We start from the raw sequence: 16,303 nt of genomic DNA on the forward strand, positions 1-16,303 counted from the left end.
TGAGGGGGAGTCGCAGAAGCCGAGCCGCAGGCGAAGGCTGATGCGGAGGGGGGTATACGCGACGCCGCAAAGCTGCGGCTTCGTGAGACGCAGCGTTTGTTTCTGGCAAGCGGTTCATTCGTAGTCCTTACCGCGTCGCTGAATACACCTTGCAAAGGCGGGTTATCTCTCGGGTAGCTCCACCGCGTTGAGGTTTCGAAAGTCCAGGTTGGTCGTGGGATCGTGGGCTTGCAGGCTGAAGGTTCCTCCCTCCAGGCGGGCTTCCTTCCTGGCATTCCTTCCTTCGGGACGACCTTCAACGTAGTCGGTGACGGGATAGCCGTTCACCCAAACCGCGATGTGGCGCCCCTTGGCGATGATCGTCTTGGTGAAGAACTCACCGTCGCTTGGAATGACTCGCCGGGCGGGGTGGTAGAAATAGAGACCGCCCGTGCCGAAGTCCACTGGTCGGGAGCGATCGCCCTCTTCGAACTGGTTGCGGATCTGGGATTCGTAGCCTGTCCAGAACTCCCCGGCGTCACCGCGAAAGAAGACGCCGCTATTGGGATGGGTTTCTGCGTCGGGGGCATTGGTCCGGATGTCGAGCTGGAATACGAAGTCCTTGAAGGTCCGTTCCGTTTCGAGTTGTCCCGCTCCCTTTTCCACGTGAATCAGTCCCTCTCCGACCGACCATTCGTGCGGCATCGGCTTGTTTGGCCGGTCCACCTTGCGCCAGCCCTTCAGGCTATTGCCGTCAAATAGCGGTTCCAGTCCCAAGGGTTTCAGCTTGATGTTGCGAAATTCTATTTTCTTGTCCTGGTTGTACTGCAGGCCGATGTGCCCCGTTCGATGGGCTTCGGTCCGCGCATCCAGGATCTGTTCGCCATTGAGCCGCACCACGAATCGGTCTCCCTGAACCGAGATTTCGTAGCTTTGCCAGCGGTCCGCCTCGGTGACTACCGGCTTGGCCTGGATGTGGTTGACCAGGCTGCCGGTGGTGTAGCTGGCGTGTGAATCGCAAATCTGGAGCTCATATCCGGTTTGGTGGGGTTCTCCCTCCTTGAGGGACCGCAGAAAGACTCCGCTGTTGCCATCGGCGGCAGTGCGATATTCCAGTTTCAGCACGTAGTCGGCGAATTGCGCATTGGTGGCCAACCACCCGGAGTTGCCTGAGGCTGCCGAGAGGACCCCGTTCCCGATCTGCCATTCTGCCCCTCCCAATGACTGCCAGCCGAACGTGGTCTCTCCGTCCCAAAGAAGAACCCAGCCTTGGCTGACCTCCTCGGGAGTCAGGGTATTGGGCACGGACCCGGTTTCCGGTCCTGGCTCGGAATGGGGAGGGGGAGTCGCCCCGGGCTCGCAAGCGAGCAGGAAGAGCGTGCAGAGGATCAATCCACCGGCACCCATACGGAAGCTTGTCCGTCGACTGTTTGCAAGCGGTTGGTTCAAGATTGACCTCCTGGAGGGGGAAGTTTGAAGTTTGAAGGATGAAGTTTGAAGGATGATGGAGACCTTTCTTGCAGGGGGCGCGGGCCTCTTGTCCTCCTGCTCCTGAGAGCACTGTTTCACCGCCAGTTTTCCGGCGTGTCCGGCAACCCTGCCTTTTTGGGCTCCTGACCCTTGCTCGTGCTTGAATGGGGCGCGCAGAGAACTGTCGTTGGATGGTGCGGCGCCAAGTCGATCGGAAGGGCGCATGATACCATAGTCCCCGGTTGTTCTTTCCGCTTGGTACGCCGATGAGAATCGGGGGGCCGGGGGGTACGGCATAAGGCGGGTTTTCCTCCGGCCGATACAGTCCATGAGAGCTGTCGATCCAATGCCAGCAGGGTTCCAGGGTCAACGGGTGGTTGCCTTCGAAAGCCGATTCGCGGAGGAAATGGCCTCGTTGATCTCGAGACATCAGGGTGTGGCTCAACTGGCTCCGGCCCTGGCGGAGGCCCCGCTGGAACAGAACGTCGGCGCCATCCGATTCGGGGAGAGGCTGCTCCAGGGCGACGTCGCCGTCGCCGTCTTCATGACCGGCGTGGGAACCCGAACCCTGATGGACGTGCTCCAGAGGCGCTACCGGCAACGGGACCTGCTGGGCGCCTTGTCCAGAGCCACGCTGATCGCACGAGGCCCCAAGCCCATTGCAGCGCTCAGGGCACTGGGCCTGTCTACGGTCATTCCCGTCCCCGAACCCAATACCTGGCGGGAAGTTCTGGAAGTCATGGATACCAGCGAGGGTTGCCCCAACCTCTCCGGATTGACGGTGGCCGTTCAGGAGTATGGGACGCCCAATCGACTGTTGCTTGAAGAACTCAGGAAACGGGGAGCCGAAGTGCTGCAGGTTCCCGTCTATCGATGGACACTGCCCTCCGACACCGGTCCGCTTTACCAGGCCATCGATGCCCTGATCGAGGGAACCTGCCGGGTGGTCCTGTTTACCAACTCCATGCAGGTGTCCCATCTCTTCCAACTGGCCAGCCAGCAGCAAAAGGCCGATGCCCTGCGACGCGCCTTGAACCATGCGGTGACCGCTTCCATCGGGCCCAATTGCAGCCAGGCGCTGCGCCGGGAGCTCGTCCGGGTGGACCTGGAAGCCGGCCAGCCCAATATGGCCCGCCTGGTGGAGGAGGCCTCCAGGAAAGCCGCCGCCAGTCCACGGGACGAGGGAGTCCCGCCATCTTCGCGGGTGGCTGTTTCGGTGGACGTCGAGTCCGGGACGCCGGTCCCGCGGACCTACAGCCGGCTGGACAACAGTGTCTTCATGCGAGCCTGCCGCCGTCAGGCCACCGAATACACGCCCATTTGGCTCATGCGCCAGGCTGGACGCTACATGGCCGAATACCGGGAAATACGCTCCCGGACTTCATTTCTGGGTTTGTGCAAGAACTCGGACCTGGCCGCCGAAGTTACCGTTACCGCGGCCCATCGTCTGGGGGTGGATGCCGCCATCATCTTTGCCGATATCCTCTTGATCGTCGAACCCATGGGCCTGGGTCTCACCTTCGAGGGCGGGGGTGGTCCCAACATCCAGGGGGTGATCCGTACACAGGCTGAGGTGGACCGGCTGTCCGAGGTCGAACCGGAAGAATCGCTGTCGTTCGTGTTCGATGCCGTGCGCAAGGCTCGGGCCGGGCTGAGGCCCGACTTGCCGCTCATCGGCTTTGCCGGAGCCCCTTTCACGCTGGCCTCCTACATCACCGAGGGAGGCGGGTCCAAGAACTATGTCCATACCAAGGAACTGATGTACCGCCATTCGGGAGCCTGGGACAGCATGATGCAGTTGATTTCCCGAAGCGTAACCAGGTATCTCAACGGCCAGATTCTGGCCGGGGCCCAGGCCGTTCAACTCTTCGACAGTTGGGCCGGATGCCTCAGCCCAGAGGACTACCGGCGTTGGGTGCTGCCCTACACCATCCAGGTGATCGAAAACATCAGGCCCGGCGTCCCGGTCATCTATTTCTCTACGGGAACCGGCGGATACCTGGAGTTGGTCGGATCGACCGGAGCCGACGTCATCGGGGTCGACTGGCGCATCGATCTGGCCCAGGCCTGGGCCAGGATCGGGGAGGGGCAAGCGGTGCAGGGCAACCTGGATCCCCTGGTGCTGCTGGGGCATCCCGACGGCATCGCGGAGAAAGCCGGAGAGATCCTGGATCAGGCTGAAGGGCGGCCGGGCCACATTTTCAATCTGGGCCACGGCATTCTGCCCCAGACCCCGGTGGACCAGGTGCTAAGACTGGTGGATGCCGTTCACGAGCGAAGCCGGAAGGTTCGGTGATCCGGATGAAACGCCCCAGCCGGATTGAGCGAGCCTATTCCGTCAGCCAGAAACGGATTGACTTTCGCGGGGAAGCCTCTTAAGGTTTGGGGGCATTGGCGGGAATAACTCAGCGGTAGAGTGCAACCTTGCCAAGGTTGAAGTCGCGGGTTCAAATCCCGTTTCCCGCTCCAGAATTCAAAAAGGCTATCGACTGGAAGAGGCTGCGCAAAGCGACCGCTTCCTGATCGATAGCCTTTTTTTGAAGTTAGAAGTTTGAAGGATGAAGTTTGAAGGATGAAGTTTGAAGGATGAAGTTTGAAGGATGAAGTTTGAAGTTCGGAGTCATTGCTGTCTGGTCTTCATTTTCTTGATGATGCTGGTCAAAATGGAGATCAATTCATTACATTCGATCTCCAGTTCAGCCAATCTATCCGGCGGAAGGATTTCGGAGGCTGCCAGAAGGCGGAGCCAGTAATGCGTTTCGCGGGCTTCCTTACAGGCGATGCTGTACTTGCTGACGAAGTCGGCTTCACTTTGCGCTGCTTGACCTTCTTCTACATTGGCCCCGATCGAAGTTCCAGACCTTAGCAACTGGTTCCCCAGCGTCCGCGAGACCCCTGGTTTCTCGTCCAGAAACCGGCATAGCACGACCACCCGCCGGGCAAACTCAAACGTCCTCTCCGGCAAATCCGACTTCACCCGTCCTCTTTCCACTTCCCACTTCAAACTTCATCCTTCAAACTTCCCCCTTCAAACTTCTAACTTCAAACTTCAAATGCCGGCCTGCCTGGTTGGCAAACCGCATTCGACACAGGAATACCCCCTCGTTGACCTCCTTCAGTTCGGCCTTGAGACAGGTGAAGGGCTCCAGGTCGGCGGGGGTGGCAGGCGCGCTGCAATCCGGGGGCTCCGCCCTCCTCCGCTGTCGAGCCAGCGCCACCACGGCCAGAGTGAGCCCCTTGGCCAGCAATATGATTGACAGGTAGAGATAGAAGTGGGTCATGACCTGGAATCCGCCGAAGGGCCCAGGGCGAGCCAGGTGCCCAGGGACGGATGGTGGCGCAACCGGTGCTTACAACCACAACTCTAGGTTCCACCCCCAAGATTGTCAACCGGAGCGCTGCCTGCAGTCAGCCGCATTTCTCACCCGGTGGCGGCGCTCCCGGGGGAGCATCGGTTGAGTTCCTTTCCCTTCGGATTCCACCCCTGCGGGACTGCCGGTTTTGATCTTGACTTGAACTTTCTCAACCGCTTAGATTGAGTTGGGGTTAGTACGGTGCCAACTCGGCAACCAGAGGCGAAATGAGGATCCTGTCAAGCGGTCAGATGAGTTGGGTGGATCGGGAGACTACGGCCCGATACGGTCTTCCCAGCCTGATGCTCATGGAAAATGCCGGCAGCGGCGTGGTGCGCGAGATGGAGCGGCATTTTGGCGGGCTCCAGGGCTCGAGGGTGCTGGTGGTCTGCGGCAAGGGGAACAACGGAGGAGACGGCCTGGTGGTGGCCCGACACCTCCACCTTGGAGGAGTAGCCACGCAAGTGGTCCTGATGGCTCGGCCGGAGTCCCTGAAAGGTGACGCCGGGACCAATCTGGGAATAGCCCAAAAGATGGGAGTTCCCATTGAGTGGATCGTCGAGGAGGGCGATGGGTCCGACAGAGTGCAGTCCCGTCTCGACCCCGCCAGGGCCGACATCCTGGTGGACGCCCTTCTGGGCACCGGAGTCAGACTTCCACTGACAGGTTTCATGGCGGAGGTGGTCGAATGCCTGAAGCGCTTTCCCCGCGTGGTGGCCATTGACCTTCCCTCCGGTCTGGACTGCGATTCCCTGGGGAATCCCCCGGGCGATGTGTCAGCTCCCCTATCCGAATTGACGGTGACCTTCACCGCTCCCAAGCCGGCCCATGTTTTCGCGCCCGCGGCCCGCTTTTCCGGGAAATGGGTGGTGATTCCCATCGGCAGCCCTCCCGAACTGGTGCGGGAGTCGGGGTCGCGGCTCCATCAGGTCGTCCGGGCCGAGGCTGCAACCACCCTGCAGGCTTTCGCGAGAGAGCCCGAGGCTCACAAGGGACACTTCGGCCACGTCCTGGCAGTCGCCGGTTCAACCGGCAAGACCGGCGCCGCCGCCATGACGGCGCAGGCGGCTCTTGCCTGTGGCGCCGGCCTGGTGACCCTGGCGGTGCCTGCCCCTTGCCAGCCGGTTGTGGCCGGTCAACTCCTGGAGGTTATGACGGAGCCGCTGGCAGCCACCCCCGGGGGGACATTCTCCACCAAGGCGTTCGACTACTCGAGGGTCGAGAGCCTGCTGCAGGGCAAAACGGTAGTCGCCTTGGGCCCGGGATTGGGGCGGGAGAGCGAAACCGTTCAGTTTGCCAGGCGCTTTGTTGAGGAGTGCCCGCTGCCGGTGGTTCTCGATGCCGACGGTATCAACGCCTGCCAGGGCGCCTTGGAACTGCTGGAGCGCAAAGAAGAGATTCTGGTGCTGACTCCGCATCCGGGGGAATTCGCGCGGCTGCTGGGGATCTCGACCCGGGAACTGCAGGAGAACCGAATCGAGCTGGCCAGGGACTTTGCCATGGGGAGGGGGCTGTACCTGGTCTTGAAGGGACACCAGACCCTGCTGGCCTCGCCTTCCGGTCAGGTCACCCTGAATTCGAGCGGGAACCCGGCCATGGCCAAGGGGGGCTCGGGAGACGTTCTGACCGGAATCGTGGCCGGACTCATGGCCCAATGGTTTTCGATGCCGGCCACCAGGGACCGACGGGGGGTCGACGATCTGGAGTCGGTCATCACCCTGGCGGTTTTCGTTCACGGTCTGGCCGGCGATTTGGCGCAAGAGATCCGCGGAGACCAATCGGTAATGGCCTCCGATCTGACCGGCTTCACCGCCGAGGCCCTGCGCAAAATCCGGGAAGCTGCCCCGGGGTTCGGTGCCGTCGCCTGCAACCGCCCTCCGCAGGCGGCCCGAATCCCATGACACTGAATATCTTCAGCCATTCCGCACGACAAACCTTCCAGGCGGCGTTCGCCATGGGGCAGACGTTGGAGCGGCCCTGCATGTTTCTGCTTGACGGTCCCTTGGGAGTCGGCAAGACCGTGTTTTGCAAGGGGATGGTCTGTGGACTGGGCCTGGACGATCCTGACGAGGTCACCAGTCCGTCCTTCACCCTGATCAACGAGTACGGGGCGCGGCTGCCCGTGTTTCACCTGGACTTGTATCGCGTCGAGCCGGGGCCGGACCTGGAGACTCTGGGCCTGGAGGAAATCCTGGACCGGGAGGCGGTGATCCTGGTGGAGTGGCCGGAAAAGCTGAGAGAGCAGGATCGCCAGGGGGCCACGCGGGTGGGATTCGTGGATCTGGGCGGGGAGAGCCGGCGCATTGAAGTGGGAACGGCGCTGGCTTCCGGACAGGGAAGTGGACGGTTTCATGAAGCTGGACGTGCTGGCCTTCGGGGCTCATCCGGATGACGTCGAGTTGTCGGTGGGCGGAACCCTGGCCAAGCTGGCAAATCTGGGTCATCGGACCGGTGTTGCGGACATGACACGGGGTGAGCTGGGGACCCGGGGGACCTCCCGGATCCGGTCCCGAGAAGCCCAGGCCGCGGCCGAGGTCCTGGAATTGAAGACAAGAGTCAACCTGGGGCTTCCCGACGCCCACCTTCAGGATACCTCGGCAGCGCGCCTCAGGGTCATCGAGCGACTGCGGGAGTTCCGTCCGGGTCTGGTATTCACTCACCACTGGGACGATCCCCATCCCGATCACGTGGCCGCCAGCCGGATCGTGACGGCTGCCTGCTACCTTTCCGGCCTGAACAAGATCACGACGGCTCAGCCGCGGTTTCGGCCCGATCGCATAGTCTACTTCCGGCAAGCGAGTTTCCCGGCTCCTTCTTTCCTGGTGGACATCAGTGCCTTCTTCGAGCAAAAAATGCGGGCCATCGGCTGTTTTGCTTCCCAATTGCACGACCCCGGATCGGACGAGCCCCGAACCTATCTGAGCGTTCCCGAGTTCCTTCCTGCGCTCAAGGCGCTGAATCGGCATTACGGTTCTCTCATCCGGACAAGCTACGCGGAAGCCTTCCATTCCCGAGAGGCATTGGCCGTGGGGGATCCGGTGGCCTTTTTCGCCTCGTCCCGAAAGGCGGCGTCCCCATGAAAATCGGAATTACCTGCTACCCCAGCTACGGCGGAAGCGGCGTGGTGGCCACCGAAATCGGCAAGGAACTGGCCGAACGGGGGCATGAGATCCATTTCATTACCTATGCGATCCCGATCAAGCTGGATGCCACCAGCGATCGGATTCATTTCCATGAAGTGGAGATGATGAATTACCCCCTGTTCGAGCATCCTCCCTATGCCCTGGCTCTGGCTACCAAGATGGCCGATGTCGCCATCCACCAGGACCTGGACCTGCTGCACGTCCACTACGCCATTCCCCATTCGGTGAGCGCCTTCCTGGCCAAGGAGATGCTCAAGCCCAAGCGGCTTCCCGTAATCACCACCTTGCACGGAACCGACATTACCCTGGTGGGCAACGATCGATCCTATCTGCCCATTACCCGCCTCTCGATCGAAAAGAGCGACGGAGTGACGGCGGTTTCCGAGTTTTTGCGAGAACTGACCGGTCGGGAGTTCGAAATGGACAGTCCCATCACCGTCATTCCCAATTTCGTCAATTGCGATGTCTTCCAGCGTTCCCACGATGACATCCTCAGGGGGCGGTACGCCCTCCCCGAAGAAAGGATCCTGATCCACATTTCCAACTTCCGCCCCGTGAAGAGAGTCAACCACGTCATCGAGATATTCGACCGGCTTCAGCGTCAGGTCCCGGCCAGGCTTCTGATGGTGGGCGATGGCCCGGAGCGCTCCAACGCCGAGTGGCTGGCTCACAACAAGGGGTTGGAAAATCGAACCGTTTTTCTGGGCAAGCAGGACTCCATCGCCGAGTTGCTGGGTGTAGCCGACCTGTTGCTGCTGCCCAGCGATACCGAGTCCTTTGGACTGGTGGCCCTGGAGGCCATGGCCTGCCAGGTGCCGGTGATCGCCTCCAGCGTGGGAGGCCTTCCGGAGGTGGTCCGGGATGGGCGGGACGGATTTCTGGTGCCTCCAGGAGATGTGGCTACCATGGCTTCCAGGGCGATCGAGCTGTTGACCGATCCTGGAAGGCACCGCACCGTGGGCCGGAATGCCCGCGATTTCGCCATGGAGAAATTCTGTTCCACCAAGATCATCCCACTCTATGAAGACTATTACCGGCAGGTGATCCGTTCCGTTCGTCAGGGATTGGAGCTGGGCGCCGCCACGATTTGAAGTTTGAAGTTTGAAGTTTGAAGTTTGAAGGGTGAAGGGTGAAGGGTGAAGAGGGGGGAGGGGGTATCCGGGGGGTTCGGGAATGGGCACGCACCGGATGACTTGGTTGCACTTTTTCGAAACAAAAAAGAGTTGTCCACGAAGGACCACGAAGAGAATCTGAAAGGAATCGATCCCTATTTGTGTTGATTCGGGTCCATTCGTGGTTCGTCTTTATTAACGAACGGCTGTTTTTCCTCTGAATGATCTGCCCGGCAGGACGGGGGGCGGACTCATTTGAAGAACTGCGTCGAGACCGACAAGATGCAAGGCGTGTGGATCGAATAACTCTCCACTCTCCACTCTCCACTCTTCACTTTTTGCCCAGTCGCGCCGCCGTCCCATACGACGGGGTGGCTGATACAGGGCTGTTTCAAATTAGCGGGTAGGGGTGTCATGTCGGTCAAGGCCGAAGCCGTTGAGCAGATTGCCGGATTGCGGGATCGTATTCGCTACCACGAGCACCGCTACTACGTGTTGGACGATCCTGATATCGCCGATCGGGAGTTCGACGAACTCGTCCGGCAACTTCGGCAACTGGAAGCGGCTCATCCCGAGTTGGTGACTGCCGATTCTCCCACCCAGCGCGTAGGAGGGAAGCCCGGCGAGGGACTGGTCGCGGTGGAGCACACCCTCCCGATGTTGAGCCTGGACAATGCCTACGGGGAAAGCGAGCTGCTGGACTATGACCGGCGCGTTCAGGAGTCGGCCGGGAGCAGCCGGACCGAATTTGTGTGTGAGCTCAAGATCGATGGCCTCAGCCTGGCATTGACCTTCGAAAATGGATCGCTGGTTCGGGGGGTCACCCGAGGCGACGGGCTCCGGGGCGAGGATGTCACTGCCAACGTCCGCACCATAAGGTCGGTCCCGCTTCATGTGCCGGCTCTGAGCCGCGAGGCGCAAGGAGTAGGGAAGGTCGAGGTGCGAGGGGAGGTCTTCCTGCCGCTGGACTCTTTTCAAAAACTCAATCGGGAGCGGGAGGAGAATGGGGAGCCCCTGTTTGCCAATCCGCGCAACGCCGCTGCCGGCACCTTGAGAACCCTTGATCCCGGTGTGGTGGCCGGGCGGAATCTGGATATGTTCGTATACCAGGCCCTTGTGGACGGACGGGTTCCGCGCCGGAACCATTCCGAGGCCCTGGAGTGGCTCAGGGAGGCGGGATTCAAAGTCAATCCCCACTGGAAGCGGTGCGCCTCGGTGAGGGAGGTGTTGGACTTCTGTCGGCTGTGGGAAGACAGGCGAGAGGACCTCGGCTACGAGATCGACGGCGTAGTGGTCAAGGTGGATTCCATTCTGCTCCAGCAGGACATGGGGGAGACCTCCAAGTTTCCCCGCTGGGCGGTGGCCTACAAGTTTCGCGCGCGACAGGCCACGACGGTGGTGAACGACATTCAGGTTCAGGTGGGAAGGACGGGGGCTCTGACACCGGTTGCCGTGCTGGAACCGGTTCGCCTGGCAGGTTCCACCATCAGCCGCGCCACCCTGCATAACCTTGACGAGATCGCCCGCCTCGGGGTCAAGATCGGCGACACCGTCTGGGTGGAAAAGGGAGGGGACGTCATCCCCAAGGTGGTCAAGGTCGTCGAAAACCTCCGGCCTCCCGGAGCACGAGACTTTGCCATGCCGCGCCGGTGCCCCATCTGCCAGGGAGAGGTCGTTCGGGCCGAGGACGAAGCCGTCTTTCGTTGCATCAAACGGACCTGTTCGGCAAAGATCCGGGAGGCACTGCTGCACTTTTGCTCCCGCAGGGCCCTTCGCATCGAGGGCTTGGGCGAGGCGCTGGTCGACCAACTGCTGAACAGGGAATTGGTTCGCGATCCGTCCGACCTCTATGCCCTCAAGCTGGATGACCTGGTCGGGCTGGAGCGCATGGGACCCAAGTCCGCCGCCAACCTGCTGGCCCAGATCGAAGCCAGCAAGCAGAGAGGCTTGGGACAGCTCATCTTTGGATTGGGTATCCGACACGTCGGCGAGCGCACGGCCATGGTGCTGGCCCGGCACTTCGGCACCCTGGAAAATCTGTCCGGGGCTTCCCTGGAGAGTCTGGAGTCCGTGTTCGAAGTGGGGCCGGTCGTTGCCGAGTCGGTCCGGCAGTTTTTCGCCCAGTCCGGCAGCCAGCGGATCGTGGAGAAGCTCCGACAGGCCGGCTTGAATTTGGAGGAGAGGCATGCGGAATCCTCCACCTCCGAACTCCAGGGACAACAGGTGGTGCTGACCGGCAGACTGGCCACGCTCACACGCGAGCAAGCCGGCCGGATGATCGCTCTGAGAGGAGGCCGCGTAACCTCGTCCGTCAGCAAGAAAACCGCCTTTGTGGTGGCCGGAGAGGATGCCGGCGGCAAGCTGGCCAAGGCTCGCCAACTGGGCATCCCCGTGATGGACGAAACCGAATTTCTGGAGCTCATGCGGGAACGGTAAGGTTGGCGACACCGGACCTGTTTTCGACGTCAGGGGATGGGCAGCGCTTCAACAAGGCCACCCCTCGCTGATCCCCATTGTAGGGGCGCCCCTACAATCCCAGATTGAATGTGGGCGCGATTCAGGGGCCTTGACAGTTTCGTCACCCTGAATCGGGTAGCGTAGGATAGTCCTCGGTGCTTCGGCCTCCCGCTCCTTGACCGCAAACGCGCGGCTGTGTCACACTCTTTGGAATCCCGTCACTGAAGGAGGAGACCAGACCACCCGGCATGATGAAGAAGAGTGTCGCCCTCGGGCATGGGGCGGAGACGATCTTCGGAACCCTCGACGAAAACCTGGCATTTGTCGAAAATGTTTTCGATGTCCGACTTTCCTTAGCGTCTGACACCCTGGTCATTGAAGGGAAGGCAGGAGACGTTGAAATCGTCGAAAGGGCGGTTCGGGACTTCAATCAGGTCCGGGAACAAGGGTTTCAATTCAACAACGGTGAATTCAAGTCCATCCTGAAGATCATTTCGGAAGACCCCAAGGTTCGCCTGAAAGACTGTGTTCTCGTTCCGCGGATGCGCCTTTCGGGCAGAAAACAGGTCACTCCCCGCAGCCTCAACCAACATCTCTACCTCCAGTCCATCGAAAAGTTTGACATGGTTTTCGGTATCGGCCCGGCCGGTACCGGCAAGACCTACCTGGCGGTAGCCATGGCCGTGGCTGCCTTGCTGGCTCGGCAGGTCAACCGGATCATCCTGGCTCGACCTGCCGTGGAGGCCGGCGAGCGCTTGGGCTTCTTGCCGGGCAGCCTGCAGGAGAAGGTGGACCCCTACCTGCGTCCCCTCTACGATGCCCTCTACGAAATGCTGGACATCGACAAGGTGGATCGCTATCTGGAACGGGGCACCATCGAAATTGCGCCGATCGCCTTCATGCGAGGCCGAACCCTCAACGATTCCTTTGTGATTCTGGACGAAGCGCAAAATACCACTTCGGAACAGATGAAGATGTTTCTGACCCGCATCGGCTTTCATTCCAAGGCGGTGATCACGGGAGACATCACCCAAATCGATCTGCCACCCGGCAAGGTCTCCGGGTTGGTGGAGGCCGGCCACATCGTCTCCAAGGTCAATGGCATCGACTTCGTCTACTTTCACGAAGGCGACGTCGTCCGCCATCCGTTGGTACAACGGATCGTTCGCGCCTACGACACCTACGAGTCGGAAAAGCCGGCCCCCACGTCTGCTCCCGACGGCATTCCGGGATCCGACCCGACCCCCGAGAAAGATTCCGACCCGACGGCGCCACGCCGATGATTGAGCCAGGTCGCCATTGATGCCCGAGGTCCTTGTTCTCAACCGCCAGCGCCGGCATGCGGTTCCGCTGAAACGGCTCCGCCGGTTCGCCCTGGGGCTTGCCGGTCGAGCCAGGACGGATGCCGCTGACTTCAGCGTTGTTCTGACCACTGACCGGACCATTCGCCGCTACAACCGTCTGTTTCGGGGCAAGGACGAGTCCACCGATGTCCTGTCTTTCCCGGCGCAGGACTCCCACCCGGCCGGCGTTGACAATCCCTACCTGGGTGATATGATGATTTCCATTGAAACCGCCTATCGACAAGCCCTCAAGCGCAATCACTCCCTGGAGCGGGAGATCTGCACGCTCATGATTCATGGCTGGCTCCACCTGCTGGGATTCGACCATGAGCTCGACCGGGGGCAGATGCGCCGCAAGGAGCTGAGGCTACAGAGAGAACTCCTATGATCACGGCTGGGGTGCTGCTGGCAGCCCTCCTCTTCCTGCTGGTGTTAACGCTGCTTTCGATCTTTGAAATGAGTCTCAGCCGCACCAACAAAGTGGCCATGCGGCGAATGGTGGAAAAACTTTCGCCGGAGGCCGCGGGACAGATCAAGCAGTTGATGGACAGCCGCCTGGAGAGCCAGGTAGACATCTACGTGGGGATCCAGGTCTGCAGCGTTTCCATTGCCATCGTCCTGACAGGATACCTGCACTCCCAATTCGACAGCTACCTCACCACCCTGCCGGCAGCGTTGGGTCTCATGTTTCTGGTGGTGGTGATCTTCAGGCAGTTGATCCCCAGGATCTGCACCTTCCACAAGCCTGAAAGGGTGGTCCTCACCCTGCTGCCCAGCTATCGGCTGCTACGCCCGCTCTTGAAGGTTCTGGCCTATCCGCTCGCATCCAGCTTGCGGCTGTTCCGCCGGTTCAATGCTCCCGAGGCCGAGGAGGAAAAGACGGAGCAGCATATTGAAGAGGAAATTCAGGCCTTTATCGATGTGGGCCAGGAAGAGGGAATCCTGAAGAAGGGAGAGGAGGAGCTCATACAGTCGGTGGTTGAATTCGGCGAAACCTCGGCCGGGGACATCATGGTTCCCCGAACCCATATGGTGACCATCAACGTCAGCGCTACCCCCGGGATGCTCAAGCAACTGATCACCTCTACCAAGCACTCCCGGGTTCCGGTGTACCGAGACCATGTGGAGAACATCGAGGGATTTGTCTATCTGAAAGACCTGATCGACATCTGGGACACCCCGGTGACTCTCGACAACCTGGAGAGCTTGGTGAGGCCCATCCAATTCGTTCCCGAGACCAAACGGGTTGCCGAGTTGCTGGCGGAATTGCAGCGACAGTCCTCCCACATGGCCATTGTGGTTGACGAGCATGGTGGCGTGGCCGGGTTGGTGACCATCGAGGATATCCTGGAGGAGATCGCAGGAGAGATCCATGACGAAGACGAGGTCGCGGAGAATTCGCCGCTGGCCAGGGACGCCAACGGTTCCTACCTGATTCCGGGGAATACGGCTATCGAGGAGGTTGAGGACCTGTTCCACATCAGGCTGCACAGCGAGGAGACCACCACCGTGGCCGGCTTCCTCACCTCGGTGTTCGGCAGGGTCCCACGCAAAGGGGAGAAGTACGACACCCAGGGAGTTCTCTTCGAGGTGCAGGAGGCCGACCACCGTCGAATCAGCAAGTTGCTCGCCCGGCAGACCGCTCCGCCCCAGCTCGGGCGGTGAGGCGAGGTGTCGTGAAACCCATGACAGCCAAGGAAAACCTCCCGGTTCAAATGCTGTCTCCCCGGGATTCGCTCGGCGAGACCGGGAATGCCGCCTTCAAATCGGGATTCGTCACGCTGATCGGCCGGCCCAATTCCGGAAAATCCACCTTGCTCAACCACCTCCTGGGAGAGAAGGTATCCATCGTCTCGAACAAGCCCCAAACCACCCGGCACAAAATCCTGGGCATCCACACCCAGGCGGAAGGACAAGTCGTCTTTGCCGATACTCCGGGAGTTCACAAGCCCGGATATGAGCTGAACCGGCGAATGATGCGGGCGGTGTACGATGCTCTGGAGGGCATCGATTTGCTGCTGGCCATGGTGGACGCCACCGCCGCTTTCGGTTCCGGCGACCGCTACCTGCTGGAGTTGATCAAGAAGCGGGGCCTGCCTACGCTGCTGCTGCTCAACAAGATCGATCTGCTGGCCAAGGCCAGGTTGCTTCCCCTTATCGATTTCTATTCCAGGCAGTTCCAATTCGCCGAGATTATCCCCGTGTCCGCCCTGAAGGGGGACAACCTGGACCTGCTGCTGGAACAGATCCTGAAGTACCTTCCGAGGGGACCGGCCTATTTCCCCGACTCTCAGTTCACCGACTCGCCGGAGCGCTTTCTGGCGGCCGAAATGGTTCGGGAGAAGGTAGTCAGGCATACGGAGCAGGAACTCCCCTATTCCACTATCGTGGTTCTGAAACGATTCGAAGAGGACGAAGAGGCCTCTACGGTTCGTATTTTTTGCGACATCTGTGTTGAGAGAGAATCCCAAAGGAAGATCGTCATTGGGCGCCAGGGACAGAAGCTGAAGACCATCGGCGCCGCGGCCCGCAAAGACATTGAACGACTGCTGGGGAAGCCGGTCTACCTGGATCTGTTTGTAAAAGTGCGAGCCAAATGGCGTGACGATCCTCGGTTTCTGGACAGCGAGCTGGAGGCTCGTTAGACGTCATTCCCCCGTGCTGTCCAATTCCCGCCGGTGGTCAACCCCCGTCTTCTCATGATCCGCCCGGAATGAAAGTCAACGAGATCTATCGCAGCATCCAGGGAGAGTCCTCCTATGCGGGGTTGCCTTGCGTATTCGTGAGGTTGACCTACTGCAATCTGCGGTGTTCCTATTGCGACACCGAGTACGCGTTTTACGAAGGCAAGGACTACACCGTTGAGGAGGTGTTGCGGGAGGTAGAGTCTTTTGACTGTCCCTTGGTCGAGCTCACCGGGGGAGAACCGCTGCTGCAGGAGGAGGTTTTTCCGCTCATGGACGAACTGGTCGGCAGAGGTTACACGGTGCTGCTGGAAACCGGGGGCAGCCTGGATGTCGGCCAGGTCAATCCCGGGGTCGTCAAGATTCTGGATTTGAAGTGCCCCGGGAGTGGAGAATTGCAACGCAACCTTTACGGCAACCTGGCCAAGCTTCAATCCCGGGACGAAGTGAAGTTCGTGATCGGCGATCGAGCCGACTATCTGTGGGCCAGAAGCGCCTTGCAGGAGCACCAACTCACCGACCGCTGTTCGGTCCTGTTCTCGACCGTGTTCGAGAAGCTGCCTCCCCGGCTGCTGGCGGAATGGCTCCTGGAGGACAACCTGCAGGTACGCCTGCAACTGCAGATGCACAAGTACATCTGGGACCCGGAGGCCAGAGGGGTTTAACCCGCATTTCTCACCAGGGGGCGTGATGATGGGGCAGGCATTCTCCCCTCAGCGCGTGCTCGGGAGCGAAGAGCGTAGCGGTCACTACGGTCGAGCG

Annotated in this window: 14 protein-coding genes and 1 tRNA gene; 12 read left to right on the top strand and 3 right to left on the bottom strand. The window is 60.5% G+C overall.

Annotated features, from left to right (window positions below; translation table 11 throughout):
* Nucleotides 1-162 precede the first annotated feature (162 nt).
* Nucleotides 163-1,284 carry a DUF1080 domain-containing protein gene (locus OXI69_11545; protein ID MDE2666774.1) on the bottom strand — a complete coding sequence of 374 codons (1,122 nt, stop codon included), beginning with the start codon at nucleotides 1,282-1,284 and terminating at the stop codon, nucleotides 163-165.
* Between the two features lie 511 nt (nucleotides 1,285-1,795).
* On the opposite strand from OXI69_11545, the gene hemE reads away from it, so the two are divergent.
* Nucleotides 1,796-3,745, top strand: coding sequence for a uroporphyrinogen decarboxylase (hemE, locus tag OXI69_11550; GenBank protein MDE2666775.1), 1,950 nt, complete (start codon nucleotides 1,796-1,798; stop codon nucleotides 3,743-3,745).
* A 98-nt stretch (nucleotides 3,746-3,843) separates the two neighbouring features.
* A tRNA-Gly gene (locus OXI69_11555) sits at nucleotides 3,844-3,918 on the top strand.
* Between the two features lie 151 nt (nucleotides 3,919-4,069).
* On the opposite strand, the gene OXI69_11560 is transcribed toward OXI69_11555, so the two are convergent.
* Nucleotides 4,070-4,453 (bottom strand): four helix bundle protein, encoded by a 384-nt coding sequence (locus OXI69_11560; GenBank protein ID MDE2666776.1) that lies wholly within the window; start codon nucleotides 4,451-4,453, stop codon nucleotides 4,070-4,072.
* Nucleotides 4,454-4,463: 10 nt separating this feature from the next.
* A complete protein-coding gene (locus OXI69_11565) occupies nucleotides 4,464-4,730 on the bottom strand; it encodes a hypothetical protein (protein ID MDE2666777.1) in 267 nt (88 codons plus the stop codon).
* A 299-nt stretch (nucleotides 4,731-5,029) separates the two neighbouring features.
* Between OXI69_11565 and OXI69_11570 the strand changes: the two genes are divergently transcribed.
* From OXI69_11570 to OXI69_11615, 10 genes are all read left to right on the top strand, one after another.
* The gene (locus OXI69_11570) at nucleotides 5,030-6,703 is read left to right on the top strand and encodes an NAD(P)H-hydrate dehydratase (protein MDE2666778.1); all 1,674 of its coding nucleotides are present in this window, start codon (nucleotides 5,030-5,032) and stop codon (nucleotides 6,701-6,703) included.
* Nucleotides 6,700-7,194, top strand: a complete 495-nt coding sequence (gene tsaE / locus OXI69_11575; GenBank protein ID MDE2666779.1) for a tRNA (adenosine(37)-N6)-threonylcarbamoyltransferase complex ATPase subunit type 1 TsaE — start codon at nucleotides 6,700-6,702, stop codon at nucleotides 7,192-7,194. The genes OXI69_11570 and tsaE overlap by 4 nt, the downstream gene beginning before the upstream one ends.
* On the top strand, nucleotides 7,154-7,882 hold the full coding sequence (gene bshB1, locus OXI69_11580) for a bacillithiol biosynthesis deacetylase BshB1 (protein ID MDE2666780.1): 729 nt from the start codon (nucleotides 7,154-7,156) through the stop codon (nucleotides 7,880-7,882). The genes tsaE and bshB1 overlap by 41 nt, the downstream gene beginning before the upstream one ends.
* Nucleotides 7,879-9,036, top strand: a complete 1,158-nt coding sequence (gene bshA / locus OXI69_11585; GenBank protein ID MDE2666781.1) for an N-acetyl-alpha-D-glucosaminyl L-malate synthase BshA — start codon at nucleotides 7,879-7,881, stop codon at nucleotides 9,034-9,036. The genes bshB1 and bshA overlap by 4 nt, the downstream gene beginning before the upstream one ends.
* 435 nt (nucleotides 9,037-9,471) lie before the next feature.
* Nucleotides 9,472-11,493, top strand: coding sequence for an NAD-dependent DNA ligase LigA (ligA, locus tag OXI69_11590; protein ID MDE2666782.1), 2,022 nt, complete (start codon nucleotides 9,472-9,474; stop codon nucleotides 11,491-11,493).
* A 269-nt stretch (nucleotides 11,494-11,762) separates the two neighbouring features.
* A complete protein-coding gene (locus OXI69_11595; GenBank protein ID MDE2666783.1) occupies nucleotides 11,763-12,797 on the top strand; it encodes a PhoH family protein in 1,035 nt (344 codons plus the stop codon).
* Nucleotides 12,798-12,816: 19 nt separating this feature from the next.
* A complete protein-coding gene (ybeY, locus tag OXI69_11600; GenBank protein MDE2666784.1) occupies nucleotides 12,817-13,245 on the top strand; it encodes an rRNA maturation RNase YbeY in 429 nt (142 codons plus the stop codon).
* Nucleotides 13,242-14,522, top strand: a complete 1,281-nt coding sequence (locus tag OXI69_11605) for a hemolysin family protein (protein MDE2666785.1) — start codon at nucleotides 13,242-13,244, stop codon at nucleotides 14,520-14,522. The genes ybeY and OXI69_11605 overlap by 4 nt, the downstream gene beginning before the upstream one ends.
* A 50-nt stretch (nucleotides 14,523-14,572) precedes the next feature.
* Nucleotides 14,573-15,502: a GTPase Era gene (gene era / locus OXI69_11610; GenBank protein ID MDE2666786.1), complete on the top strand. Its 930-nt coding sequence runs from the start codon at nucleotides 14,573-14,575 to the stop codon at nucleotides 15,500-15,502.
* 68 nt (nucleotides 15,503-15,570) lie between these two features.
* On the top strand, nucleotides 15,571-16,206 hold the full coding sequence (locus tag OXI69_11615; protein ID MDE2666787.1) for a radical SAM protein: 636 nt from the start codon (nucleotides 15,571-15,573) through the stop codon (nucleotides 16,204-16,206).
* Nucleotides 16,207-16,303 lie beyond the last annotated feature (97 nt).

The sequence above is a fragment of the Acidobacteriota bacterium genome (assembly GCA_028875575.1).
Taxonomy (GTDB): Bacteria; Acidobacteriota; Terriglobia; order Versatilivoradales; family Versatilivoraceae; genus Versatilivorator.

Coding starts and splice junctions, on each gene's coding strand:
- hemE (MDE2666775.1), top strand. CDS start 1,796: ATGCCAGCAGGGTTCCAGGGTCAACGGGTGGTTGCCTTCGAAAGCCGA.
- OXI69_11565 (MDE2666777.1), bottom strand. CDS start 4,730: ATGACCCACTTCTATCTCTACCTGTCAATCATATTGCTGGCCAAGGGG.
- OXI69_11570 (MDE2666778.1), top strand. CDS start 5,030: ATGAGGATCCTGTCAAGCGGTCAGATGAGTTGGGTGGATCGGGAGACT.
- tsaE (MDE2666779.1), top strand. CDS start 6,700: ATGACACTGAATATCTTCAGCCATTCCGCACGACAAACCTTCCAGGCG.
- bshB1 (MDE2666780.1), top strand. CDS start 7,154: ATGAAGCTGGACGTGCTGGCCTTCGGGGCTCATCCGGATGACGTCGAG.
- bshA (MDE2666781.1), top strand. CDS start 7,879: ATGAAAATCGGAATTACCTGCTACCCCAGCTACGGCGGAAGCGGCGTG.
- ligA (MDE2666782.1), top strand. CDS start 9,472: ATGTCGGTCAAGGCCGAAGCCGTTGAGCAGATTGCCGGATTGCGGGAT.
- OXI69_11595 (MDE2666783.1), top strand. CDS start 11,763: ATGATGAAGAAGAGTGTCGCCCTCGGGCATGGGGCGGAGACGATCTTC.
- ybeY (MDE2666784.1), top strand. CDS start 12,817: ATGCCCGAGGTCCTTGTTCTCAACCGCCAGCGCCGGCATGCGGTTCCG.
- OXI69_11605 (MDE2666785.1), top strand. CDS start 13,242: ATGATCACGGCTGGGGTGCTGCTGGCAGCCCTCCTCTTCCTGCTGGTG.
- era (MDE2666786.1), top strand. CDS start 14,573: ATGCTGTCTCCCCGGGATTCGCTCGGCGAGACCGGGAATGCCGCCTTC.
- OXI69_11615 (MDE2666787.1), top strand. CDS start 15,571: ATGAAAGTCAACGAGATCTATCGCAGCATCCAGGGAGAGTCCTCCTAT.